Raw genomic sequence first — 26,218 nt, 5'->3', positions numbered from 1 at the left:
ACAGAAAGGATGACGCACCATGCTAAAAGGTCATGTACACTCCATAGAAACGTTCGGAACGGTGGACGGTCCGGGTATCCGCTTTGTGCTCTTCATGCAGGGCTGCCTCCTGAAGTGTCAATACTGCCACAACCCGGATACCTGGGGACTTCATGAAGGACATGAAATGACGGTGGATGACGTCCTCCGAGAGATTGAGCCTTATCTGAGCTACTACCGGTCATCGGGTGGAGGACTCACCGTTTCGGGCGGTGAGCCGACGCTGCAGTATCCTTTTGTCACGGAGCTGTTCAAGGAAGTGAAGCGCCGCTGGAATTTGCATACGACCCTGGACAGCAACGGGTATAACGAGCCGGATAAAATATCGGAATTGCTGGAGCATACCGACTTGGTCCTCCTTGATCTAAAGCATATCAACGACGAGAAGCACATCAAGCTGACAGGCAAGTCCAATGAAAGGACGCTGAAGACCGCCCGCTGGCTGTCCGACCATGGTCGGAACATGTGGATCCGGCACGTCTACGTGCCGGGCATCCATGACAGCGAGGACGATTTGGTGGCGCTAGGTCAATTCATCCGCACGCTGCACGGCGTGGAGAAGTTCGAGATCCTGCCATACCATCAGATGGGCGTGTACAAATGGAAGGAGCTCGGTATGGCCTATCCGTTGGAGGGCGTACCTTCACCGTCCGAGGAAGAAGTCGCACGCGCCTACCGGTTGATTGGCGAAATTTCCGAGAAATAGCCGTCGGTTTTGAACTCATTTTAGTTGTATAATATTAAACACAATATGTAATCATTAATAACAATAACCTTTCCTCTTAATGGAAGGGTTATTGTTTTTTGTAGAGGATATTATCCCTTGGATAGAAAAATATCGACCTATCGTAAAGTGGAATCGCTTTCTATAATGAAGATGTAAGGAAAGCGCCTATCAATATACAAACACTTCGGGAGGGTCAAAGACAATGAAGAAAAAGGGTCTGGCATTATTCATGTCGCTTTTGTTCGTCTCATCCACGCTTTTGTCTGGATGCGGCGGCGGTGACAAGGCGGCAGAAAAGCCGTCAGGCGGCTCGGAAGGAACGGTGAGCAATGAGCCGTTTGAAATCACCATTCGCCATACGCAAGTTGGCGAATCCAAGAAGTTCCGTCTCGCATTGCTGAACGATGTGGTCAGCAAAACCGAAGAAGCGGTGCCCGGGCTTAAAATCAAGCTGGACGCTGTAGACTCTGAAGTGAATCGTAAAGAGAAGCTGAGAGGCGAGATGGCTGCCGGCAAGCCGCCGGAAGTATTCGACGTATTCGGAAGCCCCGATGCAGGCGTATATTCCAAAGAAGGCTTGATGCTCGATTTGACCCCAATCTTGGATGAGCTCGGCATAAAGGACAAATTTACGACACTGGACCCGTTCACGCATGACGGCAAGATCTATGGTTTGCCGATCGGCGGTTCCATCGAAGGTATTTTCTATAACAAGGATTACTTCACCCAGAAAGGTCTGAGCGTACCGAAAACGTTGGCGGAACTTGAGCAGATCGCCGAAGCCATCAAGGCCGACGGCAAAATTCCGTTCGCGCAATCTTCCAAGGATGCATGGATTCCGCTCATGACCACGAATAACCTGTGGAGTTATTATGCAGGAGCGGAGGTGACTTACGGCTTCAAGACCGGGGAAACCAAATGGACCGATCCGAAAGTCGTGGAAGGCGTGAAGAAACATCAGGAATGGGTGGAGAAAGGGTACTTCAAAAAAGGCGAGCTCGGCTTTGAATACGCGGACATGAGAAATCAAATCATCACCGGGGAAGCCGTCATGATGATGGACGGATCGTGGGCGAACTCCGTATTTAGAGATCCGGCGCAAGCAGGCGACATGGTCGGCAAGATCGGCTATTTCAATTTGCCTCCGGTGAATGAAGGCGACCCTGTCATCGTCATGCAGGACGCTAACAACGGATATGGCTTCTCGGCGGCGGTAGCAGAGGATCCTCGCAAGCTTCAAGCGGTTAAAGAATTCATCAAAAATATGTGGACGGATGAAATGCAGCTGCGCGGGCTCAAGGAAGACGGAGTACTGCCGGCGATGAAGATGGATCTGGAAACGATGAATTCCACGTCGGATGATCCGCTGATGCAGGACATTTTCAAAGGCGTCAGCGAAATCAACAAATCCTTCCCTGCCTTCGATGCGCTTGTCCAAGCCGACGTAAACACGGCGCTGAGCATGGGAATCCAGCAGGTGATCGGCGGCGAGCTCGATGCCGAGAAGATGCTGGAGAATGTTCAAGCAGCACAGGAAGCGGCTAATGCTTCAGAGGAATAACTAAAATTCCAGACGAAAGGGCACCACCCGCTAAAGGCATATGGGGGTGCCCTTTCGCCTAAACAACATCAGACATCAATACGGAGGTTACCATGAACAGAGCGCTGAGAAATCCTCTGATTTACATCGTTTTTGTGCTGCCGGCATTCTTGCTGTTTCTGGCTTTTTTCATATATCCCATCTTCACTGCGTTTGACAACAGCTTTACGAGCTGGAACGGCATCTCCAAAGACGTGAAGTACATCGGGCTCGATAACTATGTGACCGCCCTGAATGACGATGCCTTCTGGAAGGCGGTCCGAAACAATGTCTATTTCATACTTTTTTCCTGCTTGATCCAGGTTCCGATCATCGTGGTTTTCTCCCTGCTTATCGCCAACGTCAAACGTTTGAAGGGGCTGTATAAAACAGCGGTTTTCGCACCTTCCATCATGTCGACGGCTGTCATAGGCATTTTGTGGGGATTCATCTACAATCCGGACTTTGGCCTGATGAATGAGATGTTGGGATTGGTTGGCATCGAGCCGATCTTCTGGCTGTCGGATCGCAAATGGGCCATGATCGCCATCTTGATTACGAACGCTTGGCAATGGACCGGCTTTTACATTGTGATGGTCCTTGCCGCAATTCTGTCCATTCCCAAGGAGCTTGACGAAGCTGCGGCGATTGACGGAGCGACAGGCGTCCAAAGGGCTACCAAAATCACGCTTCCACTAATAATGCCTATTATCTCCGTTGTGATCATGCTTTCGATTGCGGGAGCCATGAAAGCTGCGGACATTATCCTGGTTATGACCAAGGGCGGGCCGGCCGGCTCCACCGACGTTATGGCAACATATATGATTCGATATGCGATTACGAGTTTCAAGCATGGCTTCGGCAATTCGATCGCCGTGTTGATTTTCCTCTTCACGATTATCGTAACGGTGCTCTACCAGGTGCTGATCGCCAGACGCAACGAAAGGATTGAATACTGATGAGGGCACTAAAGAAACTGATTCCGCACATTTTCCTGATGGCTTATTTGCTCGTCATCCTGTATCCGTTCCTGTTCGTCCTGTTCTCATCCGTGAAGGTGGATAACCAGTCCATTGCAACGAACCCGTTTGGATTGCCAAGCACGTTGGTGTTTGATAACTACGTGAACGCTTGGGTGAGCGCCAAGATCAGCACGTATTTCTGGAACAGCTTATACATCGGCGTGCTGTCGGCCTGCTTATCGATCCTGTTTGCGGCAATGCTGGCTTTTGCCGTGACGCGGATGAGATACAACCGGATCAGCGCGATCATCTTTCAATGTATTTTGATCGGGATGCTGATCCCGAATAACTCCCTCTTGCTGCCGATTTATGGCATCATGAGGCAGCTGGATATTCTGAATACGCATATGGCCCTGATTCTGCCCTATGTTGCCAATGCCATCCCGTTTTCTGTGATTATTCTGGCCGCCTTCATGCGGTCGCTGCCCGGTGAAATCGAGGAAGCCGCGGTCATAGACGGATTGAGGTCCGGAGGCTTGTTTGCTAGAATTATCTTACCTCTGACCGTTCCGGCTATCGTTACCGTGTTCATCATCAATTTCCTGGGTAACTGGAACGAATTCTTGCTTGCTAACTACTTCCTATCGAATGATGAACTGAGAACGCTGCCTGTCGGAATGGTCGGTTTCAGGGACGCTTACAATATGAACTACGCCCAGATGTCGGCGGGGATCGTATTCAGCGTGCTGCCGGTCCTTATCATCTATGCCGTTCTGCAAGAGAAAATCATTGAAGGCGTCACCGCAGGAAGCGTCAAGGGGTAATACGAGGAGCAGGAGCATGCGTATGAATTTGCGGAACAAACTATTCACGGCCTTTTTGGGGCTCATTATTATTCCGTTATTTGTGCTGGGCCTATTTACATTCTTTATTACCTACAACTCGATTGAGGAAAAGTACAGCCAGCAAGCCGAATATTCGCTAAAAGCGATCAGCTACAGCATTTTGAACGTGTTTAAGGAGATGGAGTACGTCACGGATAACGGGATTGCCACCTCCGTCTTCGCAATGGCGCTGAATGCCAAGGATCCTGATGCGCAGAACCTGATTAAGGAATCCAATGCGGACCAGCTGAAATTGAACGACAGGCAGCGAAGCTTTCGCAATCTCCTCTATAATCACCCTGCCATCAGTTATGCGTTTCTATATCATTTCAACAAAGAATCAGCGCCCATTCCGATATTCAGTAAAGAGGATTTCAGGACGCTTCCTTATGAGCAGTTTAAGAACAGTCCCTTGTATGAAGAGGTTGTGAAGCTGAACGGGATTCCCAAATGGCTGGCTCCGCACGAATTTCCGGAACTGACGGGGGCGGATCCGGTGTTTACCCAGATCAGGCTGATAAAAGACGTCACGACGCTCCGCAAGCTGGGAATTCTCGTCGTCCAGATCAAGAGATGGGAGTTCGAGGAAATTTTCCGCAATCTGACGCTCCCTAACAACCTGCAGAACACCTCATTCATGCTGGTCAACAATGAAGGCTTCATTCTGTTTGACCCGCAGAACGGCATGGATGGTCAAAATATCAGTCAATACATGAAGCGTGACGTTGAGTTTAAGCAAGGCTATCAAAGTTTTAAAGCCAAGTTTAACGGCAAAGAAAATATTGTTTCCATTTATCATCTGAACGATTATGGCTGGAATATCGTCTCGGTGACCGATTGGAACTCGCTGTCGCAAGAGGTAACTTCCTTTGCCAAATGGTTTTTTGTCATCATGGGGATCTGTCTGGTTACTGCGATTGTGTTCAACCGCCTGTTCATGAACCGGATTACCGGCACGATTGCCGTCATCGTGCGGTTTATGCGCCGCGTGGAGGATGGGGATTTGAATGCAAGAGTGGAAGAGAAGGGCGAGGATGAGCTTCTGCTGCTGTCGAAAGGGTTCAACAATTTGATGAACCGGATCAACAATCTGTTCGCGCAGATCAAGAAGGAGCAAAGGCAGAAGACCGATGCGGAAATGCGTGTGCTGCAAGCACAGATCAAGCCGCACTTCCTGTTTAACACGTTGGAGTCGATCAATGTCCTTGCGGTCCAGAATGAAGGGCGCAAGGTCAGCGAGATGGTGTACCGGCTTGCCAGCATATTGCGGATCAGCATACAGGACAAGGAAGAAATTACGCTGGATGAAGAAATCAAGCATCTTCAAAGTTATCTTGAAATTCAAAAGTTTCGGTTCGAGGATCTGTTCGAATACGAAATCGACGTGCCGAAAGAGCTTATGCACAGCCGCATTCTGAAGCTGACGCTGCAGCCCCTGGTGGAGAACAGCATCCAGCATGGCTTTGAGGGAATTTCCTATACGGGATGGATACGCATCTCTGCTTGGAAGGAGCTCGGCAATGTCGTAATCCGGGTGGAGGACAACGGACTCGGCATGACCTCTGAGCAGTTGTCCATGTTCGAGTATATGGTGTCCGAGGATGGCGTATCCGAGCAGACGACGATGCAGAACCTGAAAGTAAACCAGGAACGGCGGGGACTTGGACTACGAAGCGTGGCCGATCGGCTTAGAATTCAGTACGGTCCTTATTATGGGCTGTTCATATGCTCCAGCCGACCCGGCGGCACCGTTATACAATGCGTCATACCCAATTATGACAGGGGGGAAGGGCAGCATGCTGAAGGCATTATTGGTTGATGATGAGGCGCCCATCCTGAACAATCTCAGCAAGGTTCTGCCTTGGGAAGAGATGGGCATGAAGGTGGTCGGACTTGCCCGCAGCGGGATGGAAGCACTTGAAGTAGCGGATCAGTATAACCCGGATTTGATTCTGTGCGATATCCGGATGCCCGTCATGGACGGGCTGACCTTCATTACGAAGATCCGGGAGAAAGGAAGCCGGGCGGAAATCTTTTTGCTGACGGGTTATCAGGAATTTGAATATGCCCGTGAAGCGATCAAGCTGGGGGTTAAGGATTATATCAGCAAGCCGATTCATTACGGGGAGCTTGAGATGAAGATTCGGGAGATCGGGGAGGAAATCCGCAAGAAGAGGGCGAAAGAAAAGTATTACAATACCGTTTCGCTGATCGACGAGGCTCCGAACCCCGAAGCCGTTAAGAAAACGCCCGAACAATTGGTATCGTCCGCCCTGGAGTACATCAACACCCACATGGGACAGGATTTGGGGATCGAGGAGCTTTCGGAGCATCTGGGCATCAGCTCCAGTTATTTCTGCTTGCTGTTCAAGAATCATGTCGGACTTACCTTCGTGGAGTATTTGACGAGACAGCGGATGGAGGCGGCCAAATTCCTGTTAGTGAACAGCGACAAGAACATTGCACAGATCGGTTCCTTTGTCGGTTATCATGAGCGGCGGTATTTTACCAAGGTATTTCAAAAGGCTACCGGCATGACGCCATCCGAATTCCGGGAAATGTCCGGAGAGCCGAGTCTCTGAGTCTTTGATGGGACGAAAGCAGGCAGATAATCATCAGGACTTCTACTTCCGACTTGCGGGCGTCCTCTAAATTGATAGAAAGTAGGTTTGGAATCAATGAAATGGACGGCAGCAGATTTAACGCTAGAGCAAAAGGTAGGACAAATGTTTATATGCGGCTTCAACGCATTGACGCCGAATGAGCATGCCAACATACTGATCGAACAATTTCAGGTGGGGGGCATCTGCTACTTCCGCCGGAACGTGAAGACGTTGCCTCAACTTGCCGAACTGTCGGCATCCCTGCAGCAGCTCGCTTCGGGCAGCCAACCGTTTCCGCTTCTGATCTCGATTGATCAGGAGGGCGGCATGGTCGCGCGAATCGATCATGAAGGCATCAGCCGAATTCCGGGCAATATGGCGCTTGGAGCAGCGGGCAGCGCAGAGGATGCCTACAGGGTGGCGCAAATCGGGGCGCGCGAATTGCGTTCGCTCGGCGTGAACATGAACTTCGCGCCTTGCCTCGACGTCAACAACAATCCGCGCAACCCGGTTATCGGCGTGCGCTCCTTCGGCGAAGATCCCCATGCCGTTGCCGAGCTCGGGACTGCGGCGATTAAGGGTTATCAGGAAGAAGGGGTGTCCGCTACAGCCAAGCACTTCCCGGGGCATGGCGACACCAGCGTCGATTCCCACCTGGGGCGGGCATCCGTACCGCATGATTTGGAACGGCTCCGCAGCGTTGAACTGTTCCCTTTCGCACAAGCGATCAAGGACGGCGTCGATGCCATCATGACGGCTCACGTCAGTTTCCCGGCCATTGAGCCGAGTGATCTGCCTGCAACGCTTTCTCATGCTGTATTAACGGGGCTGCTGAGGGAGGAAATGGGCTTCGAAGGTTTAATCGTGACGGATTGCCTCGAGATGCATGCGATCTCCAAGGAGTACGGCATTCCGGAAGGTGCGATCCGCGCGATCGAAGCAGGTGCGGACTGCGTGCTGGTCAGCCATACGCTGTCGGAGCAGACGGCAGCGATTACGGCGGTCATCGAGGCTGTCCGCGGCGGGAGACTCCCGGTAGAGCTGATCGACAAAGCCGTTGATCGGATTTTGGCGCTCAAACAACGTAATGCGAAACTCGCTGAAGAGCTTCCCGTCCACCCGATTGGCGAGGTTGCCGAAGAGACCAAACAGCTGCTCGCTCAAATCGCAGGCAGGGGAATCACGCTGGTAAAAGACGAAGGGCAGCTGCCTCTTAAGCCGGAGCAGGCGGTTGCCGTAATCTGGCCGGAGCTGCTTCAGGCGACCCAGGTCGACGAAGCATGGAGCAAGAGCTACACGCTAGGGGATGCCCTGAGAAGTTACGGCGTGCAGGCGGACGATCTGCGCGTCGGGACGGATATGTCCGACGAAGAGGTAGAGCAGGCCGTTAAAGCCGCGGAAGGATATAAGCAGATCGTGGTGGCTACGTACACCTCCGAGAGCCGTCTTCCGCAAGGTCAGCAGAAGCTTGTAAGCAGGCTGAGCGAGCTTGAGGATGTGACGCTCGTTATCGTCGCAACCCGCAATCCGTACGATTTCAATGATCTTCCGCCAGTTCCCGCATATTTGTGCAGCTACGAGAATACGCCTTACTACATGAATGCCGCCGCGGGTGTATTGGTTGGCAAAGTTAGGCCTGAGGGTAAGCTTCCGGTAGGGATCAGCAAGACCTATCCTCTCGGCTGGACCGGTAATCAGGACTATGTCAATAATTAAATAATGGTTGCCCAAACCGGAGTCTTCCTGCCTAGGAATGCTCCGGTTTTCCTATTTTCCAGCCATTTCTGAGCAACTTTTCGGGAAAGTCGGCGTCTAATAGTATGTCCAATAGAGGCAGACAGACTATACTGAGAGTTTTAAAGGAGTAGAGAATGAATTTCAAACGAATCTCGATGATTACAGTCCTTGCCGCGGCCCAAGTATCCATGGCATTTCCCGTGGCAGCTGAATCACCGGATGTTACAGCTCCGGCGCTAAACGGGCAACCGGCGCTGCAGTCCCCGGTGGAAGGACAAGGCCAGGCAAACAGAGAACAACAGACGGACTTGCAGCAAGCGGAGGAAACGCCGGCAACGCCAACAGAAACACCTTCCGATTCAATCGAAGGCACGACCAGCGATCCGAATGCCACACCTTCTGAACCCAATGAACAGCAGGAGGACTCGGCAAGCGATCCTTCCGATAATGAAGTATCTGAGAACGAAGAGGGAAGCCCGGCCGAAAGCAAGCCCGAAGCCGGCATTACCAATGCAGCCGCTAACGAACTGGTGCTGCTGATGAACAGCAATGTGATGTATCATAACGGCAAGCAGTACAAAGCGGGACAGCCGATGGCCGTGAAGCAAGGGGTATCCTATGTCGCCATTCGCGCCATGGTGGAGCGCGCAGGACTTAAGCTGTCTTACGATAATAAGACGAAGGAAACCATTATCATTAAGGATGGCAATGAGCTCCGATTCACGACAGGAAGCAGCAATTATAAAGTCAACGGACAGGTGCGTCCGATGAAAGGCCCTGCCTACCAGAGCAACAACGTGTTTATGGTACCGCTGACCGCGATCACGCAAGCGCTTGATATTCCATACACGGTGAACCAGCCGGAGAAGAAAGTGATTCTCGATCTGTCCGGAATGGGCAGCGGCAGCAACAGCGGCGAACAGCCGGGGGGCAGCAGCGGCGGCGGATCCGGCAGCGAGGTTCCGAACATACCGAACCTCGGTCCGAATGACCTGATCCTGATGATGAACAGCAACAAGATGTATCAGAACGGAAAAGCGTATACCGCCGGACAGCCTATGGCAGTCAAGAATGGCGTATCCTATGTCGCGATTCGATCCCTCGTTGATCGTGTCGGCCTGAAGCTGACCTATGACGGCAAGACAAAGGAAACGATTATTATCCGAGGTAACGATGAGCTGCGCTTTAAGACGAACAGCAGCGTATACACGGTGAACGGCGTTCGAAAATCGATGAAGGGACCGGCTTACCAGTCCAATAATACGTTTATGGTGCCGTTGACCAGCATCACGCAAGCGCTGGACATCACCTACCGGGTCGACCAGCCGAACAAGCGGATCATCCTGAGCCTGAGCTCCAAGCCGGTGGCATCCTTTACGGTGCAGCCTGGTGAAGTCTTTGCCGGACAAACCAAGGTAACGTACAAGACGAATGCCTATTCGCCGACAGGCCTGGCTATCGTAGACGAGCATTGGGAAGGCCGGGAAGATGTGTTTGACGAGCCTGGCGTGCATACGGTTTCCTATTCGGTACAGGACGCCAGCGGGGAGTGGAGCGATCCGTATATTTTGAGCATTCATGTATCCGCACCGAATACGCCGCCTGTGGCCATGTTCGACACGGATAAACAGCAATACAAGATCGGCGAGAAAATTACGTACATTAACATGAGTTATGACAGCGATCCCGGCGATGAAATTACGTTTAAGTGGGAAAACAACGATCAGGCTTTCTTTACGGCAGGGCCGCATAAAGTGCTGTTGATCGTGACCGATAAGCATGGGGCGACCAGCTCATACGAAAAAATCATCAACGTAACAAGCGAAGTGTTGTATACACGCGATCAATTCAATCAATTATTTACGGGCATCGGCGACAAATACACGTTTGACGGATCGGCCGTGCCGACATGGAATCTGATGCCGATTACGAGAAGCTCCGAGCCGTACCTGTTGATTCGCAGCAACTCTCCGGAAACCGTCTATCAGGAAGGTATCGTATATCGCGAGATCGGCAATGCCAGCACGCGCTTCATGATTCACCACTTGAATGCAACCGGAAAGAACATGAAGATGTATGTCGTAGCGACCAACATCAACACGATGACGGCGCGTCTGACCACCGAGTATACCGGTTTGGGCGGTCCGATCAACATTCCGACTGCTACGGGGAAAGCGGCTGTGCAGCGCTATCTCGAGTCCATGCAGTCAGCGGATGCATTCAAGACGATTTCGCTCGCCCCTGGCGAAAGCCGGATCATCCTGCAAGATTTGAGCGCGCAAACAATGAAGAATCAGCAGGTGCTGTCCATGTTTGCCGACCTGTATTCGGATTCGCCGATTCGATATGATGTCATCATGATCGATGAAGCCAAGGATCCGATCCAGAAACTTCCATACCTGAAGCTTCACCCGGCCGATGGCATTCATAACCGGGGAACCTACCCGGACTCGACCCGAATCATTGAATCCTATGATTTGGTAGGCAACACGCCTACGCGTCTTGCGATTGGTGATAAGACAAACGATCCGAACCTGGAAGGGTATGACGGCATTAACGGTTCATATCAATCCAACGCCGGTAACTTCGGCGTTCTGTACAAAATCAAGCTGCACCGCGTAGCACCCAATACGCTGATCACGCTGAATCCGCGCGGAGGCAAATACATGGGCGCGATGATGGTGAACGGAAACATCATTCAGACGCCGAACACCAGCGGTGGTGCGGTATCTGCACCGAACGAAGCCGCCGTTCTCTATCGTACGGGAAATTACGAGCAGACGGTGGAAATTCTGTTTACGGCAGCACCGGGAAGCAGCCTGCCGATCAACATTCTGCTCCAGCCGCTGCCGCAAGTGAAGAACTAATCCTATTTATTCATAAACAACAAGCGGACAGCCCATCAGCCGAAACACGGCCCGGGCTGTCCTTTTTGTTGGTTTTTGCCGAGGGAGGGGCAGGTTTATGCCGTCCGTTAGCCTTTCAAGCTCCTGGCTGCTTGGCAGGCGGTTTACCTGTTCACAACCGCTTTCATTGACGCTGTCATTTTTTTCAGGCATTATAAGGAGAGAGTATCTTCAAGTAGAGGAGGTTATTGCGTATGCTTACGACGGAACAGATCATCGACGCCATGTCGGAACATGGGCTGCGCATTACCGATCAGCGCAAGACGCTTGCCAAATTGTTTGGGGAACATCCTGGATATTTGACGGCCAAGGATGTATACGAATATATGGGCCGGAAGTACAGCGGTTTGAGCTTTGATACGGTATACCGGAATCTTCGGGTATTGTACGAGCTTGGCGTATTGGAGCAAGTCGTGTTCGAGGAAGGCGTCAAGTTCCGGGGACGCTGCAGCGAAGAACACCATCATCATCACATGATCTGCCTGCAGTGCCAGAAGACCTATCCGATTACCTTCTGCCCGATGCAGCTGACCGATGCACCGGACGATTTCCAGGTGGTCCAGCATAAATTCGAAGTGTTCGGATACTGCCGGGATTGCGGCAAGGACAATAACGATAAGGAAACTTCGCAGACCGGTGGAGGAAATCGGGACAGCCGGGCATGAGCACGGCGCGCAGGGTAGTGAAGGTGCCGATACACTTCTATCGGAAATTCATTTCTCCTCTGAAACCGGCGACTTGCCGCTTCTATCCAACCTGCTCGGCATATGCCCTGGAAGCGATTGAGGTGCATGGTGCGCTGAAGGGCTCCTGGCTGGCTGCTAAGCGGATCGCGAGATGTCATCCGTTTCATCCTGGAGGCATCGATTTGGTCCCGCCGCGCAAGGATAAGATGTCGTCTTCATTGACAGAGGAATAGCGATTTTTTTTGGGTATCATATGGATGATAACCGAAAGCATGCCGCCCGCAGCCAGGGGATGCCTTGGATCGATGCACACCTTGACACGCTGCGGCTCGTTTGATTAAAATGTAAGAAATTATAGGTATATCCGAGGAAGAGATAAGTACGAAAAGCTTGCCTTGAACAGAGAGCCGGAGGAGCTGGAAACCGGTCTTGGCGAATTTCGGAAAATGGTCTTGGAGGATCCGTTTTTGAGCGCTGCAGCCAGTGGCTGCCGTAAAGAAGCGGCGTGAGCCAGCGTTAATGGACGCCGTATGACGGCAGATGAGCCTGTTGCCCGCAAGGGTACGGGGAATTTGGGTGGTAACACGTGAGAATAACTCTCGTCCCATAGGGGCGGGGGTTTTTTGCTGTTTACTGCTGGTTTTCCTAAGGAATCGCTTGATTTGACAATCAATTTCACGGTAAAGGAAGGTTACAATGGCAGACAAAAAGACGTTTTATATTACGACGCCGATCTATTATCCGAGCGACAAGCTGCATATCGGACATGCTTACACAACGGTGGCGGGCGACGCCATGGCCCGCTACAAACGGCTTCGCGGATACGATGTCCGTTATTTGACGGGGACCGATGAGCACGGGCAGAAGATCGAACGCAAAGCGGCAGAGGCCGGAAAAACCCCGCAGCAGTTCGTTGACGACATCGTGGCAGGCATCAAGGATCTGTGGAAAAAGCTGGACATATCGAACGAAGACTTCATTCGTACCACGGAGAAGCGCCACACCACGGTGGTGCAGGAAGTATTCGAACGTCTGCTGAAGCAGGACGACATCTACAAGGGCGAATACGAAGGGTGGTACTGTACGCCTTGCGAGTCGTTCTTCCTGGAACGTCAGCTGGTCAACGGCAATTGTCCGGACTGCGGCCGGCCGGTGGAGCTCGTGAAGGAGGAGAGCTACTTCTTCCGCATGAGCAAGTATGTGGACCGCCTGCTTCAGTATTACGAGGAGAATCCGGATTTCATTCAGCCGGTATCCCGCAAGAACGAGATGATCAACAACTTCATTAAACCGGGTCTTGAGGATCTGGCTGTGTCCCGTACAACCTATGAGTGGGGGGTTAAGGTCAAGAGCGATCCGAAACATGTCATCTACGTGTGGATCGATGCACTCCTGAACTACATCACGGCACTCGGTTACGGTACGGAGGACACCGGCCTGTATGACAAATACTGGCCGGCGGACGTTCACCTGATGAGCAAGGAAATCGTGCGTTTCCATACGATCTATTGGCCGATCATCTTGATGGCGCTCGATGTGCCGCTTCCGAAAAAAGTGTTTGCCCACGGCTGGCTGCTCATGAAGGACGGCAAAATGTCCAAATCCAAAGGGAATGTGGTCGACCCGGTCACGATGATCGACCGGTATGGTCTCGACGCGCTTCGTTATTACTTGCTGCGCGAAGTTCCGTTCGGGGCGGACGGCACGTTTACGCCGGAAAGCTTCGTAGAGCGGGTGAACTCCGACCTCGCCAATGATTTGGGCAACCTGCTGAACCGCACCGTGGCCATGGTCGATAAATACTTCGGCGGGGAGGTTCCGGCTTTCTCGGCAGGCGTAACGCCTTTTGATGCCGCGATCGAGGAAGCGGCCAAGTCCGTTTATGACAAAGTCGAAACTGCCATGGAGAATATGGAGTTCTCGGTTGCGCTGACGGCGATCAGCCAGTTTGTCAGCCGCAGCAACAAATACATCGATGAGACCCAGCCGTGGACGCTGGCCAAAGACGAGAGCAAACGGCATGAGCTTGCTTCCGTTATGAGCCATTTGGTCGAGACGCTGCGGATTGCATCGATCCTGCTGCAGCCGTTCCTGACCCGCACGCCGAAGAAAATGTGGGAACAGCTCGGCTTGGCGGAAGGGGAATTGACAACTTGGGAAAGCGGACGCCAGCTCGGAGCGATACCGGCTGGTACGAAGCTTCAAAAGGGCGAGCCGATCTTCCCTCGCTTGGATGCGGAGCTGGAAGTGGCCTACATCGCTGAAGCGATGACTGGCGGCAAGAAGGCAGCCGAGGAAGAGCCTACGGGTTCGGCGGCAGCTTCGTCCGCCGATAGCGGAGCGGAGCCTGTGGAGCTCAAAGAGGAAATCGGCATCGAGGATTTCGCCAAGGTTGAGCTGCGCGTAGCACAGGTCATCGCCGCCGAGCCGGTCAAGAAAGCGGACAAGCTGCTGAAGCTGCAGCTGGATCTCGGGTTTGAGCAGCGGCAGGTGGTGTCCGGCATTGCGAAGTTCTATACGCCGGAGGAATTGGTGGGACGCAAAGTGATTTGCGTGACAAACCTGAAGCCGGTGAAGCTTAGAGGCGAAATGTCGCAAGGCATGATTTTGGCCGCTTCCTACGGGGATCAGCTCACGCTGGCAACCGTGCCGGAGGGCATGCCAAACGGCGCCATCGTGAAATAAATGACGCTTGCGTTGAATTAAGTTGGATCAGACGGTGTACCCTGTTAAGGGTACGCCGTTATTTTTTTCCTCTAATACGCGGGGTACCTGAGTTCTATATGAAAAACTAATAGTAATTTTTACGATTTGGTTGACAATCACGTCGAACTGCTCTTATAATCTTTTTAGTAAAGTTTACGATTAGTTGAGCGGAGCGAATGTGGGGGAGATGAACATGAACAAGAGAAAGAGCAAGAACAAACTGAACGGCTGGACCTGGAGCGTAACTTCGATGTTGCTGGCGATGCTCATCCTGTCGGGCTGCGGAAGCAAATCCGGCGGAAGCATTGTTGAAGGCAAGGTTAACGTCATTACGACCTTCTATCCAATATATGAATTTACGAAGGAAATCGGCGGAGACGAGGTCAATGTCGTGAATCTTCTGCCAACGGGCGTGGAGCCTCATGATTGGACGCCGCGGAGCCAGGATATCGTCAATACATCCAAGGCTCAGCTGTTTCTTTATAATGGTGCAGGGCTGGAAGGCTGGGCGCCTGGATTCTTAAAGGGTCTCGATAAAGATACGCAAGTGAAACCAGTCATCGTTTCCCAAGGGATCCAACTGATCGACGCCGTGGGGGATGATGGCCACGGGCATGGTGAAGCAGCCCATGAAGAGGAACATGACCACAGTCATGGAGAAGGCGCTGAAGCGCACGACCACAGCCATGAGGAAGGCACCGAAGAAGATCATGCAGGCCATGATCACGAGGAAGAGGCAGCCGAGACGAACACGGATACCCATCATACGGATCCGCATACTTGGGTAAGCCCGAAATCCGCGCTGGTCATGGCAGAAAATATCAAGAACAGCCTGGTCGAGGTCGATCCGGAACATAAGGACGGCTATGAACAGCGCTATGAAGCGTTAAAAGAGAAGCTGGTCAAACTGGATAACGACTTTGCGAGCGAGCTGTCCAAACTGCCGAAAAAAGATATCGTCGTATCCCACCAGGCATTCGGTTATCTATGCCGGGACTACGGTTTGACGCAGCATGCGATTATGGGACTGTCGCCAGACGCCGAGCCGAGAGCGCAGGATATCGTGAACCTGACTAAGACGGTGAAAGAGAAGGAAGTGAAATATATCTTCTTCGAAGAACTCGTATCGGATAAACTGGCCAAAACGCTGGCCAATGAAGCGGGCGTGGAAACCTTGGTGCTGAATCCGGTGGAGGGGCTGACCAAGGAGCAGGCAAGCAGCGGCGAGAATTATTTCACGCTGATGGAGAAAAATTTGCAAAATCTAACGAAGGCTTTACAATAAGGAAGAAGGGGGATCATATCCCCCTCTTCTTTCGTGTTATGAACGTATACGGACTCGTATATTTATTATAGAGAGACTACAGAGAGAAAGGCGGCCTGTTTATGGAGCCGGCAGCGCAGGATTGCCACCAACCTATCGTACAAATCAAGGATGTATCCTTTCATTACCGGGATCAACAGGTGATCAAGGATCTTAATTTCACCATAAAAGAGCGGGACTTCGTTGGCATCGTCGGATCTAACGGCGCGGGTAAAACCACCCTGCTCCGCATGATCGTCGGCTTGCTTCCCGCCGCTGAAGGGACCATTGAACTGTTCGGCCAGCCGATCCGTAAATTCCAGGACTGGGAGCGAATAGGCTATGTTCCGCAAAAAAATGCGTTCAACCCGCTGTTCCCTGCCACCGTGCGCGAAGTCGTCATGTCCGGTCTATATAATCGAAAAAAAATGTTTCGCCGTTTGAGCCGCCTGGACCATCAGAAATGCGAGGACGCGCTGGAAGTGATGCGCATTCAGGATATTGCCGATAAACGGATCGGCGCCTTGTCCGGAGGCCAGCAGCAGCGCGTATTCCTTGCTCGCGCGCTGATTAATCGTCCGGATCTGCTTATACTGGACGAGCCGACAATCGGCATTGATGCGGAGACCCAAGCCGGATTCTTTGAATTGATCACCCATATGCATGCCCATCACCATATGACGTTCCTGATGGTCACCCATGATTTGGACATGGTCAAAGACTACCTGGGCGAATCGCCGGTATCGCAAAACGGAAAGATTCAGTTTTTCGTCCGGCATTCCCATGAAATCGAAAACTGCGCGGAAGTGGACTTGCAGCATTCGCTCGTATAATCATAGAAACAAACTTATGGATGCAGGAGAAGGAGACGTTGTCATTGCTTGATATTTTGCTTAGCGATTTTTTCCAGCGGGCGCTGATCGGTGGGGTTCTGATCGGGATTACGGCCCCGCTTATCGGGATATTCCTCGTGCTGCGCAGGCTGTCGATGATCGGCGATACGTTGTCGCACGTCACGATAGCGGGCGTGGCCCTCGGATTTTTGATCGAAGTCTACCCGCTTGCCGCAGGATTGGTATTTGCGGTGCTGGCCTCTTTTGCGATTGAGAAGCTGAGAAAGGCCTACAAAAGTTATGCCGAGCTGTCCATCGCCATTATTATGTCGGGCGGCGTTGCGCTGGCCTCGCTGTTTTTCACGCTGGGAATGGGCTATAATACGGATGTCATGAGTTATTTGTTCGGAAGCATCTATACGCTGGATTCCACGGATATTTATATGGTAGGCGGCGTTACCGTCGTTGTCATTGCGGTAGTGGTAATGTTCTTCAAGGAATTTTTCCTGCTCAGCTTCGAGGAGGATGCGGCCAGCGTCAGCGGCCTGCCCGTCAAATGGATGAACATGATCATTACGGTGCTGACGGCGCTTGTCGTAAGCACCGCCATCAAGATTGTGGGCGCGCTTCTGGTCTCCGCATTGCTGACCATTCCGGTAGCGATCAGTTTATTGCTGGCGAGAAGCTTCCGAAGCTCCATCGTATTATCGGTGATCATCTCCGAAATTGCCGTTATCGGGGGACTGATGCTTGCCGGCGTATTTAATTTGGCACCCGGCGCCACCATCGTGCTGCTGCTGATCAGCCTGCTCATCATTACGCTTGTCGGCAAAAAGGGCTTTACGACATAAGGGGGTTCTAAAATCAAATGGCTGATATTAATATCGGCATCGCGTTTGCGGCCGGTTTCGCTTCATTTATATCTCCATGCTGCCTGCCGCTGTACCCGTCCTATTTATCCATTATTACAGGCATGTCGGTCAATGACTTAAAGAACGAACAGAACCGCAAGGAGGTCCGTTTCCGGACCATGACGCACACACTCGCGTTCATCCTTGGGTTTTCTGCTGTTTATTACACTCTCGGTTGGGGGGCAGGCCTGTTCGGGGAGTTCTTCACGGAATACCAGGATCTGATTCGCCAGTTATCCGCGCTGCTGATCATCGTGATGGGACTTATGCTTATCGGCATTTTCCAGCCTAAGTTTCTCATGAAGGACCGGAAATTCAATTTTAAATCCAAACCGACCGGATACATAGGAACATTTCTATTTGGTATCGGCTTCGCCGCAGGCTGGTCGCCTTGCGTAGGACCGATTTTGACGGCGATCATCGCGCTTGCAGCTTCCGATCCGGGAACGTGGTTCCCGCTGATCACTTCATATTCGCTCGGGTTTGCGGTACCGTTTTTCATCCTGGCCTTTTTCATCGGCTCCACCCGCTGGATTCTTAAATATTCAAGCACGCTGATGAAGGTCGGCGGCGTCTTGATGATTCTGATGGGGGTTCTGCTCTTCACGGATCAAATGTACAAAATCACGATTTGGCTGCAAGGCATTACGCCGGAATGGCTTAAATTCTAATGCTGTTGGGTAAGGCTGGTTCAATTCATAGGTCCATATTGACATAGGCCCATATTGACATGAGGATTGGACCAGGACTTGCCAACGGGTCTTAAAAACATGTATCATTACTAATGCAGGTAAAACAGTTTTATGGCACGGGTTATGTAATTATAGAAAAGAGGGAATAAGATGCCGACACCTAGCATGGAGGATTATTTGGAGCGCATCTACAAGTTGATCGACGAAAAAGGTTATGCGCGCGTTTCGGATATTGCCGAAGGCTTGGAGGTTCACCCCTCATCCGTCACGAAAATGATTCAAAAGCTGGACAAAGACGAATATTTGATCTATGAAAAATATCGTGGTTTGGTTCTGACCAGCAAAGGCAAAAAAATGGGCAAGCGGCTCATGGAGCGTCATCATTTGCTTGAGGAATTCCTTGAAATGATCGGTGTACAGGATGAAAACATTTACAGGGACGTTGAAGGAATCGAGCATCACTTGAGCTGGGATTCCATTACGAGAATTGAGACGCTTGTGGAATATTTCAAGCGTGATGAGAATCGACTTCAGGATTTGCGTGACGTTCATAACGAATTAGTCAACGAATCGTAATGTGGCATCTGTCCGCTTGTGACAGATGCTTTTTTAAACTGAACCGTCATATTTACATGGTTATAGTAATAGGTTAGATTACCTGCAAATTTCATATTTTCGGAGGATTAATAGAAATGAAGCTTCGTAGATGGTTGTTGGTGCTGATCATGCTGTTATTGTGTCTCCCGTCGGTGGTCCCAACCGCGCAAGCGAAGGCGGCTCGTATCAGCATTCAGCTGGACGGTGTAAACCTGAACAGTGACGTATCTCCTTACATATTGCCGAAGGTTAACGTAACCATGGTTCCTACGCGGATCATCAGTGAAGGACTTGGCGCTTCGGTCGCTTGGAATCAGAAGTCGAAGACGGTAACAATCGGAAAGGACGGTTCGAGCCTGCAATTGACATCCGGCAAAAAAACCGCCCTCGTGAATGGATCATCGGTAGCACTGGATGCTTCCGTTGAAATCAAGAACGGCCGGGTCATGGTTCCGCTGCGTTTCATCAGCGAGAATCTGGGCGTTCAAGTGGAGTGGAATCAGGCGGCGCAGCGCATCTCGCTGTCCACGGGCTCGGTCGTCGTTCCTCCGCCGGTATCAACCGGGGATGAAGTCAGAGGGGCCTGGATATCCACCGTGTTCAATCTGGACTGGCCGAAAACGAAGACCAGCGCGGAACAGCAGCAAGCCTCTTACATCGCCTTGCTGGATTCGCTCCAGGATGTCGGCATCAATACCGTGTACGTGCAGGTACGTCCGGCCGGTGATGCATTGTATCCTTCCACCATGGTACCGTGGTCGAAGGTGTTGACGGGCATTCAAGGTGCCGATCCGGGTTACGACCCGGTTGCTTTCATGGTAGAGGAAACGCACAAACGGAATATGGAATTTCACGCTTGGTTTAATCCATTCCGGGCGAACACCGATATTTTGACGGCATCGCTCCATCCGTCCCATGTTGCGCTAAGCCATCCGGATTGGATCGTGAATACAGGCAAGCAGCTGTACATCAACCCTGGGATTCCGGAAGCCAGGCAGCATATCATCGATACGATCATGGAGGTCGTTAACGGATACGATATTGACGGCATCCATCTGGACGACTACTTCTATCCGTCCAATACGGTCTTTAACGATGACGCGGCATACCGCGAGTTCAATAATGGGGCCTACGCCAATCTGGCGGATTGGCGCCGCGGAAATATCAATGCCTTTGTCCAATCGCTCGGAGAGAGCATTCATCGCGTGAAACCGGACGTCGAATACGGAATCAGCCCTTTCGGCGTATGGCGTAACCAGTCCGTGGATAAGACGGGATCGGATACGAAGGCCGGTGTAACGGCGTATGACAGCATGTATGCCGATGTGCGGACCTGGATCCAGAACGGCTGGATCGATTACGTTGCACCGCAGATCTACTGGAGCATGAGTAACCCGGCAGCCGACTATGATAAGCTGGTGGACTGGTGGGCCGGCGAAGTACAAGGAACCGGCGTAGATCTTCTGATCGGCCATGCCCCCTACAAACTGGGAACCAGCGAAATCGGCTGGCAGAGCGCATCGGAAATCATCAATCAATTGAAGTACAATCAAAACCATGCCGAAGTGAAAGGCAGCATTTTCTTTAGAGCAGAGAATATTTTAAGCAATCCGTTAGGCATTAAAGATCAATTGCAATCATATTATAGATAAATCTGCACGTCCTATAGGTATGAAACATCCCCCGCGCTCATACATAGTCATTAGACCATGTGAGGCGGGGGATTTTTATATGCAGATCAATGCGGTTTTTGAAGGCGGGGGGGTCAAGGGCATCTCGCTTGCCGGGGCTGTCAAGGCGGCGGAGAATGCCGGCATGGTATTCAGCCGCGTTGCCGGAACGTCCTCGGGCTCCATCGTGGCATCCGTGCTGGCAGCTGGTTACCGTGCTGACGAAATCAAGCGCATTATCGAGGAAACGCCCTTTCATTCGTTTCTCCAGCGGGCACCCATTTTTAATACAAAGTTTATCGGTCCTGCCTTGCGGGTCTTGATTAAGAAAGGGCTCTATTCCGGGGAAGCCCTGGAGAATTGGATAAGGGAAATCCTGCTGGCCAAAGGGATATTTACCTTCTCGGACATCCCGGCAGGGAAGCTTTATATCGTGGCATCGGACATCACCAATGGCAGGCTGCTGGTGCTTCCGGATGATCTCCGCCAATACGGGATCAATCCTGCCACCTTTCCGGTAGCCAAGGCTGTGCGCATGAGCTGCAGCATCCCCTATTTTTTTGACCCCGTCATCCTGCGTTTGTTGGGCAGGGCCGCAAAAGGCAAATCGTTCGGCGAGCAATTTGTTTATATCGTGGATGGGGGACTGCTCAGCAACTTCCCCTTATGGCTCTTTGATCGCGAATCGAAGGGTGGGCCTAAGCCCCTGCCGGTGCTGGGCTTTCAGATGGTCGGGAAGAACAGCAACCTGCCTCATCTGATCGAAGGCCCGATCGGGATGTTAACCGCCATGTTCGAGACGATGCTCTCCGCACACGATGAACGTTATATCGAGCAGCAAAACCGAAATCGCACGATCAAAATTCCGACGCTCGGCATCGGCACCACCCATTTTAATCTGACCAAAGAGGAAAGCGAGAATTTATACAATTCCGGTCTGACGGCCGGCACGATGTTTTTCACCCGCTGGAATGCCGAACATTAAAAAACCGTCCACCCGGCATATGCATGCGCGGGCGGGCGGTTTTTCCGGTTAATGGTATTTAGGAACATCATCGGATGGGTCGGATTTTCCTTTGTGCCCATCGATCACTTGAAACGGATACTGTTTACGTTTAGCCGTTGGGTTGCTTTTGCGTACGGTGCTGTTCTTAGCCGCCGCCAGTTTCGCGGCCGTCCGCTTGGAAGGCTTCACCTTGGGACGTTTGTTAAAACGGCGTGGCGGGAACTTGTAAAGCACATACACGACAGCAACAATAATTAGAGGAATCAATATTCTCATTCTTGATCCAGGGTCTAACAGGAATACCAGTAGCCCTATGGCGGCCAACGTAATCGCCGTCCAAAAAATGATCGCATGCCTTCTCATGGATTATCACCCTTTCGCGGGATCCAGCACACTTCCTGTCACAGATTGGTGAACTGTAACATTCTCGTATTGAGCATCTAACTCACGCATTCTGTTAAAGGATGCGATGGATACTTCAACTTGATCATCAGTAGGTTCCTTCGTCGTCAGAAGCTGCAGCCACAGACCGGGATATCCGAGGAAACGGAGTACCGGCAGGTCCCGCATGGCATTGGTCAATTTCAGGAATTCAAAGGAAACGCCAAGCACGACCGGAAGAAGCGCAATTCTTTGAATGACCCGCTGCGTCATGGTATCCCATGGCACCACCGAGTAGACAACAACGCCGAGCACAATGGTCAGCATCATAAAGCTGCTGCCGCAGCGATAATGCAGCCGCGTATATTTCTGAACGTTCTTCACCGTCAACTCTTCGCCGGCTTCGAATGCGCTGATGACTTTGTGTTCGGCGCCGTGGTACTGAAAGAGCCTTTTTATGACCGGTGTTTGGGAGATCGCCCATAAATACACGAGAAGCAGTATTAATTTAATAACGCCTTCAATCAGGTTATGCACGATATAGTGATCAAATGTATCGCCAAAAAAGAAATCCTCTACAAAAACAGGAACGAGTGTAAACAGCAGCTTGCCGAAAACAAAGGAAAGCACGCTGACGGCGGCCACACCGATAATCATGCTTAAACTCCAGCCGGAGTCTTCTTTCTCTTTCTGCTTCTCGCGTTCTTCGGGCTCCAGCGTATCGTCAGCATAAGCATCGGCAGAGTAATTCAAATGTTTGGAGCCTTTGATAGTAGAATCTATGAGACTGACGATGCCGCGAAGAAGCGGGATCTTCCGCAGCTTCCGAACCCATGCCTTGTCTTCGCGAGGCACCTCGAGAAACTTGATTTCATTATTTTTACGCCGCACGGCCGTCACATTCACATGCTTGCCGCCGAACATAACGCCTTCGATTACAGCTTGGCCTCCATAGCTGATCGGGGTTGACTTATCGGACAACCAGTTCACCCTCCCTGACATGTTATTCGTTCTATGAACTATTGTATCGAATTTTGAAAGTAATTTCTAGTTGGATTAGGGCAGGGGAAGCGGTGCATACTACTTTCAGAGATGAAATGGAGAAACAGCGGGGCTTTTCGATAACCGAAGAAGAGGAGAATCAATCCATGCATGAACATCAATTTCGTAAGCAGAACCAGATAACCAATCCGTTTACGTTTGCCCTGGAGCTGGGCTATTATGCCGGCCTGATCTGGGGGGGCGTGCTTTGGATCTTTTACTGGTTGAGATTCACGAAGGTCGTGCCCGGTTTTTTGCTGGAGCCATTCTTCAAACATGAATTCCTCAAGACCACAGCCGGGCAAATCGCCGGGTGGCTGTCCTTCATCGCCTTTTCCGTCATCGCTTCCCTCATTTATGTTGCCCTGTTCAGGAAGCTGAAGGGCCCATGGCCCGGGATTGCTTACGGAATCGTGTGGTGGGCGGTGCTGTTTGTTGCGCTCAATCCCTGGCTTCGGCTGACGGACCCAGTGAAGAAGCTGTCCTGGGATACAAACATTTCGGAGGTTTGTATTTTTATATTATGGGGCCTCTTTATCGGTTATACGATTGCGCAGGAATTCACCGACGAGAAACTGCGTGAACCGAAGAAGCTGACGGGTTAGCCAAGAAAAACTTCTCAACCCGATGCCGCCTATGGTAAAATAGCTTTTGGTTATTTGACGAAAAGGTGGGAAGCCCTATGAAATCCATATGGGTGATAAACGGACCGAACTTAAACCTGCTCGGCTTCCGGGAACCGGGCATTTATGGTTCGCTCAGCCTGCAGGCGATCGAAGATAATTTGCGTAAACAGGCGGATCTCGCCGGTATCGGTATTACCTTCTTTCAGTCTAATCATGAGGGTGCTATCATTGACCGTATTCATGAAGCGATCGGACAGGCTGACGGCATACTCCTTAATCCGGGAGCACTGACTCACTACAGCTACGCTGTGCGTGATGCCATCAGTTCTGCCCGCATTCCGACAGTGGAGGTTCATCTCTCGAACATTCACGCCAGAGAGGAATTTCGTCATACCTCCGTCATAGCGCCTGTGGCTGTCGGACAAATCGCGGGTTTTGGCGCGGCGAGTTACACATTGGGCTTGTCGGCTCTACTGCAAGTCCTGGTCGAGCATGAAGGGTAGCTCCTATTTCGGGATAAGGGTGAGAGGAGAGTGGTTAGAATGAGTAACAAACGAGTGGTTAAACTGCGCGAACAGCTTCAAGCCAAAGGTTTGACGGCTATGCTGGTTGCAAGCCCGATCAACCGCAGATATTTAACGGGCTTTACCGGTTCAGCCGGATATGTGCTGATCACACGCGATGAGGCCTATCTGTTGACGGATTTCCGCTATATGACGCAAGCACCGCAGCAAGCCGTCGGTTTTAAAGTGGTCGAGCACGGGCCGAAGGTAATGGAGACGGTCAAGGATCTGTTGTCTTCCGAAGGCATCGCATCGCTCGGATTCGAACAGGACCATGTTACATACGGCGTGTTTTCCGCATATTCGGAACAGCTCGCGCCCATCAGCCTGGTGCCGGTTTCGGGCCTTGTAGAAGATTTGCGTATATTCAAGGATGCCGAAGAGTTGAGCATTATGCAGCGGGCAGCGGATTTGGCTGATCAGACGTTCAGCCATGTCCTGACGATTCTGGCTGCCGGCAAAACGGAACGGGAAATCGATCTCGAGATGGAAATGTTCATGCGCAAGCATGGCGCAACCGCGTCTTCCTTCGACACGATCGTTGCTTCCGGCGAGCGTTCGGCGCTTCCTCACGGCGTAGCCAGCGAGCGGGTCATTCAAGGGAACGAATTCGTTACGTTTGATTTCGGCGCGCTGCTGGACGGGTACTGCTCCGATCTCACGAGAACCGTGGCGCTCGGCAGTCCTGATCCGAAGCTGAAGGAGATCTATGATATCGTGCTCGAAGCGCAGCTTCACGCACTGGATCATATTAAACCAGGCATGACGGGACGCGAAGCAGACGCTTTGGCTCGCGATATTATTTCGCGTTACGGATACGGGGAATATTTTGGCCACAGCACGGGGCACGGATTGGGCATGGAAGTTCATGAATCGCCGCGGCTGTCCAAGCTGAGCGATGACGTGCTGCAGCCCGGCATGGTCGTAACGGTGGAGCCGGGCATTTACCTGCCTGGTCTTGGCGGTGTCCGCATCGAAGATGATATCGTCATCACGGAAACGGGCATTCGCATACTGACAAGCTCGTCCAAAGATTACACCGTACTGTAAAAAGGGTTCAAAAAGCAGCCTTGTTGAGCTTATGCTTTAAGAAATTTGTGTACTATATTAAATAGACCGCATCCATAGGAGGGAATCTTAGTGATTTCAGTTAACGATTTTAAAACAGGTTTGACCGTAGAAGTAGATGGCGATATTTTCACCGTATTGGATTTCCAGCATGTTAAGCCGGGTAAAGGCGCCGCTTTCGTACGTTCCAAATTGAAAAACCTTCGCAACGGCAACACCGTGGAGAAGACGTTCCGTGCAGGCGAAACGATTGGCCGCGCCATCATCGACAACCGTGGCGTTCAGTATCTCTATGCCAGCGGTCAAGAGCATGTTTTCATGGACAACGAAACTTACGACCAGTTCAGCTTGACCAGCGAGCAGCTGGAATGGGAGCTTAACTTTCTGAGAGAGAACATGAACGTTAACATTATCAGCTACCAAGGCGAGATCCTCGGGATCAACCTGCCTAACAGCGTCGAGCTGAAGGTCGTTGAGACCGAGCCGGGTATCAAAGGCAACACGGCTACCGGCGCTACGAAGAACGCCAAAGTGGAAACCGGCCTCAATGTACAAGTACCGCTGTTCATTAACGAAGACGATGTGCTTCTGATCGATACACGCGAAGGTAAATACATTTCCCGTGCATAACATGCAATAAGCGGGACCCTTCAACGATGGACGGGGTGCCAATATCTTCTAAACCAACGCGACTCCTG

Annotated in this window: 24 protein-coding genes; 22 read left to right on the top strand and 2 right to left on the bottom strand. The window is 51.5% G+C overall.

Annotated elements, in window-relative coordinates; translation table 11 throughout:
* Window positions 1-19: 19 nt before the first annotated feature.
* From pflA to RB297_RS16135, 18 genes are all read left to right on the top strand, one after another.
* Window positions 20-745 carry a pyruvate formate-lyase-activating protein gene (gene pflA, locus RB297_RS16220; RefSeq protein ID WP_375120948.1) on the top strand — a complete coding sequence of 242 codons (726 nt, stop codon included), beginning with the start codon at window positions 20-22 and terminating at the stop codon, window positions 743-745.
* A 223-nt stretch (window positions 746-968) separates the two neighbouring features.
* A complete protein-coding gene (locus RB297_RS16215) occupies window positions 969-2,327 on the top strand; it encodes an ABC transporter substrate-binding protein (protein ID WP_375120947.1) in 1,359 nt (452 codons plus the stop codon).
* Between the two features lie 92 nt (window positions 2,328-2,419).
* Complete coding sequence (locus RB297_RS16210) at window positions 2,420-3,304, top strand: carbohydrate ABC transporter permease (protein ID WP_375120946.1); 885 nt, start codon at window positions 2,420-2,422, stop codon at window positions 3,302-3,304.
* Complete coding sequence (locus RB297_RS16205) at window positions 3,304-4,131, top strand: carbohydrate ABC transporter permease (protein WP_015734433.1); 828 nt, start codon at window positions 3,304-3,306, stop codon at window positions 4,129-4,131. Before RB297_RS16210 ends, RB297_RS16205 begins: the two co-directional genes overlap by 1 nt.
* Window positions 4,132-4,153: 22 nt before the next feature.
* Window positions 4,154-6,010, top strand: a complete 1,857-nt coding sequence (locus RB297_RS16200; protein ID WP_090910995.1) for a cache domain-containing sensor histidine kinase — start codon at window positions 4,154-4,156, stop codon at window positions 6,008-6,010.
* Complete coding sequence (locus RB297_RS16195) at window positions 5,988-6,773, top strand: response regulator transcription factor (protein ID WP_015734435.1); 786 nt, start codon at window positions 5,988-5,990, stop codon at window positions 6,771-6,773. The genes RB297_RS16200 and RB297_RS16195 overlap by 23 nt, the downstream gene beginning before the upstream one ends.
* Before the next feature lie 96 nt (window positions 6,774-6,869).
* Window positions 6,870-8,510: a glycoside hydrolase family 3 protein gene (locus RB297_RS16190; protein WP_375120945.1), complete on the top strand. Its 1,641-nt coding sequence runs from the start codon at window positions 6,870-6,872 to the stop codon at window positions 8,508-8,510.
* A 155-nt stretch (window positions 8,511-8,665) separates the two neighbouring features.
* Window positions 8,666-11,398: a copper amine oxidase N-terminal domain-containing protein gene (locus RB297_RS16185; protein ID WP_375120944.1), complete on the top strand. Its 2,733-nt coding sequence runs from the start codon at window positions 8,666-8,668 to the stop codon at window positions 11,396-11,398.
* Window positions 11,399-11,631: 233 nt separating this feature from the next.
* Window positions 11,632-12,102 (top strand): Fur family transcriptional regulator, encoded by a 471-nt coding sequence (locus RB297_RS16180; RefSeq protein WP_375120943.1) that lies wholly within the window; start codon window positions 11,632-11,634, stop codon window positions 12,100-12,102.
* On the top strand, window positions 12,099-12,356 hold the full coding sequence (yidD, locus tag RB297_RS16175; RefSeq protein ID WP_096773220.1) for a membrane protein insertion efficiency factor YidD: 258 nt from the start codon (window positions 12,099-12,101) through the stop codon (window positions 12,354-12,356). Before RB297_RS16180 ends, yidD begins: the two co-directional genes overlap by 4 nt.
* Window positions 12,357-12,819: 463 nt before the next feature.
* Window positions 12,820-14,808 carry a methionine--tRNA ligase gene (gene metG / locus RB297_RS16170; RefSeq protein WP_375120942.1) on the top strand — a complete coding sequence of 663 codons (1,989 nt, stop codon included), beginning with the start codon at window positions 12,820-12,822 and terminating at the stop codon, window positions 14,806-14,808.
* 214 nt (window positions 14,809-15,022) lie between these two features.
* Window positions 15,023-16,114 (top strand): metal ABC transporter solute-binding protein, Zn/Mn family, encoded by a 1,092-nt coding sequence (locus RB297_RS16165; protein WP_096773222.1) that lies wholly within the window; start codon window positions 15,023-15,025, stop codon window positions 16,112-16,114.
* 101 nt (window positions 16,115-16,215) lie between these two features.
* A complete protein-coding gene (locus RB297_RS16160) occupies window positions 16,216-16,965 on the top strand; it encodes a metal ABC transporter ATP-binding protein (RefSeq protein ID WP_036665754.1) in 750 nt (249 codons plus the stop codon).
* A 20-nt stretch (window positions 16,966-16,985) separates the two neighbouring features.
* Window positions 16,986-17,816: a metal ABC transporter permease gene (locus tag RB297_RS16155; protein WP_175495141.1), complete on the top strand. Its 831-nt coding sequence runs from the start codon at window positions 16,986-16,988 to the stop codon at window positions 17,814-17,816.
* A 17-nt stretch (window positions 17,817-17,833) separates the two neighbouring features.
* On the top strand, window positions 17,834-18,547 hold the full coding sequence (locus tag RB297_RS16150; RefSeq protein WP_009591263.1) for a cytochrome c biogenesis CcdA family protein: 714 nt from the start codon (window positions 17,834-17,836) through the stop codon (window positions 18,545-18,547).
* 171 nt (window positions 18,548-18,718) lie between these two features.
* A complete protein-coding gene (gene mntR, locus RB297_RS16145) occupies window positions 18,719-19,144 on the top strand; it encodes a transcriptional regulator MntR (RefSeq protein ID WP_009591262.1) in 426 nt (141 codons plus the stop codon).
* A gap of 116 nt (window positions 19,145-19,260) precedes the next feature.
* Window positions 19,261-20,817, top strand: coding sequence for a family 10 glycosylhydrolase (locus tag RB297_RS16140; protein ID WP_096773223.1), 1,557 nt, complete (start codon window positions 19,261-19,263; stop codon window positions 20,815-20,817).
* A 79-nt stretch (window positions 20,818-20,896) separates the two neighbouring features.
* Entirely contained in the window at window positions 20,897-21,820 is a 924-nt protein-coding gene (locus RB297_RS16135) for a patatin-like phospholipase family protein (protein ID WP_015734444.1), read from the top strand.
* A gap of 48 nt (window positions 21,821-21,868) precedes the next feature.
* Here the strand turns inward: RB297_RS16135 and RB297_RS16130 are convergent, their stop codons facing one another.
* Complete coding sequence (locus RB297_RS16130) at window positions 21,869-22,204, bottom strand: hypothetical protein (RefSeq protein ID WP_009591231.1); 336 nt, start codon at window positions 22,202-22,204, stop codon at window positions 21,869-21,871.
* A 6-nt stretch (window positions 22,205-22,210) separates the two neighbouring features.
* Window positions 22,211-23,203, bottom strand: coding sequence for a DUF1385 domain-containing protein (locus RB297_RS16125; RefSeq protein WP_009591233.1), 993 nt, complete (start codon window positions 23,201-23,203; stop codon window positions 22,211-22,213).
* A gap of 167 nt (window positions 23,204-23,370) precedes the next feature.
* Between RB297_RS16125 and RB297_RS16120 the strand changes: the two genes are divergently transcribed.
* The 4 genes from RB297_RS16120 to efp all read left to right on the top strand — a co-directional run bounded on the left by RB297_RS16120 (window position 23,371) and on the right by efp (window position 26,150).
* Window positions 23,371-23,868: a YqhR family membrane protein gene (locus RB297_RS16120; RefSeq protein ID WP_009591249.1), complete on the top strand. Its 498-nt coding sequence runs from the start codon at window positions 23,371-23,373 to the stop codon at window positions 23,866-23,868.
* Between the two features lie 77 nt (window positions 23,869-23,945).
* The gene (gene aroQ / locus RB297_RS16115; RefSeq protein WP_375120941.1) at window positions 23,946-24,392 is read left to right on the top strand and encodes a type II 3-dehydroquinate dehydratase; all 447 of its coding nucleotides are present in this window, start codon (window positions 23,946-23,948) and stop codon (window positions 24,390-24,392) included.
* A 39-nt stretch (window positions 24,393-24,431) separates the two neighbouring features.
* Window positions 24,432-25,502, top strand: a complete 1,071-nt coding sequence (locus RB297_RS16110) for a M24 family metallopeptidase (protein ID WP_096773225.1) — start codon at window positions 24,432-24,434, stop codon at window positions 25,500-25,502.
* A 90-nt stretch (window positions 25,503-25,592) separates the two neighbouring features.
* Window positions 25,593-26,150 (top strand): elongation factor P, encoded by a 558-nt coding sequence (efp, locus tag RB297_RS16105; protein WP_009591242.1) that lies wholly within the window; start codon window positions 25,593-25,595, stop codon window positions 26,148-26,150.
* The last annotated feature ends 68 nt before the right edge of the window (window positions 26,151-26,218 follow it).

Source organism: Paenibacillus sp. CR_12, from assembly GCF_041953985.1.
Lineage (GTDB): Bacteria > Bacillota > Bacilli > Paenibacillales > Paenibacillaceae > Paenibacillus_AQ > Paenibacillus_AQ lautus_A.
The sequence above is the reverse complement of the archived record's forward strand: the minus strand, read 5'-3'. Positions and strand labels throughout refer to the sequence as shown.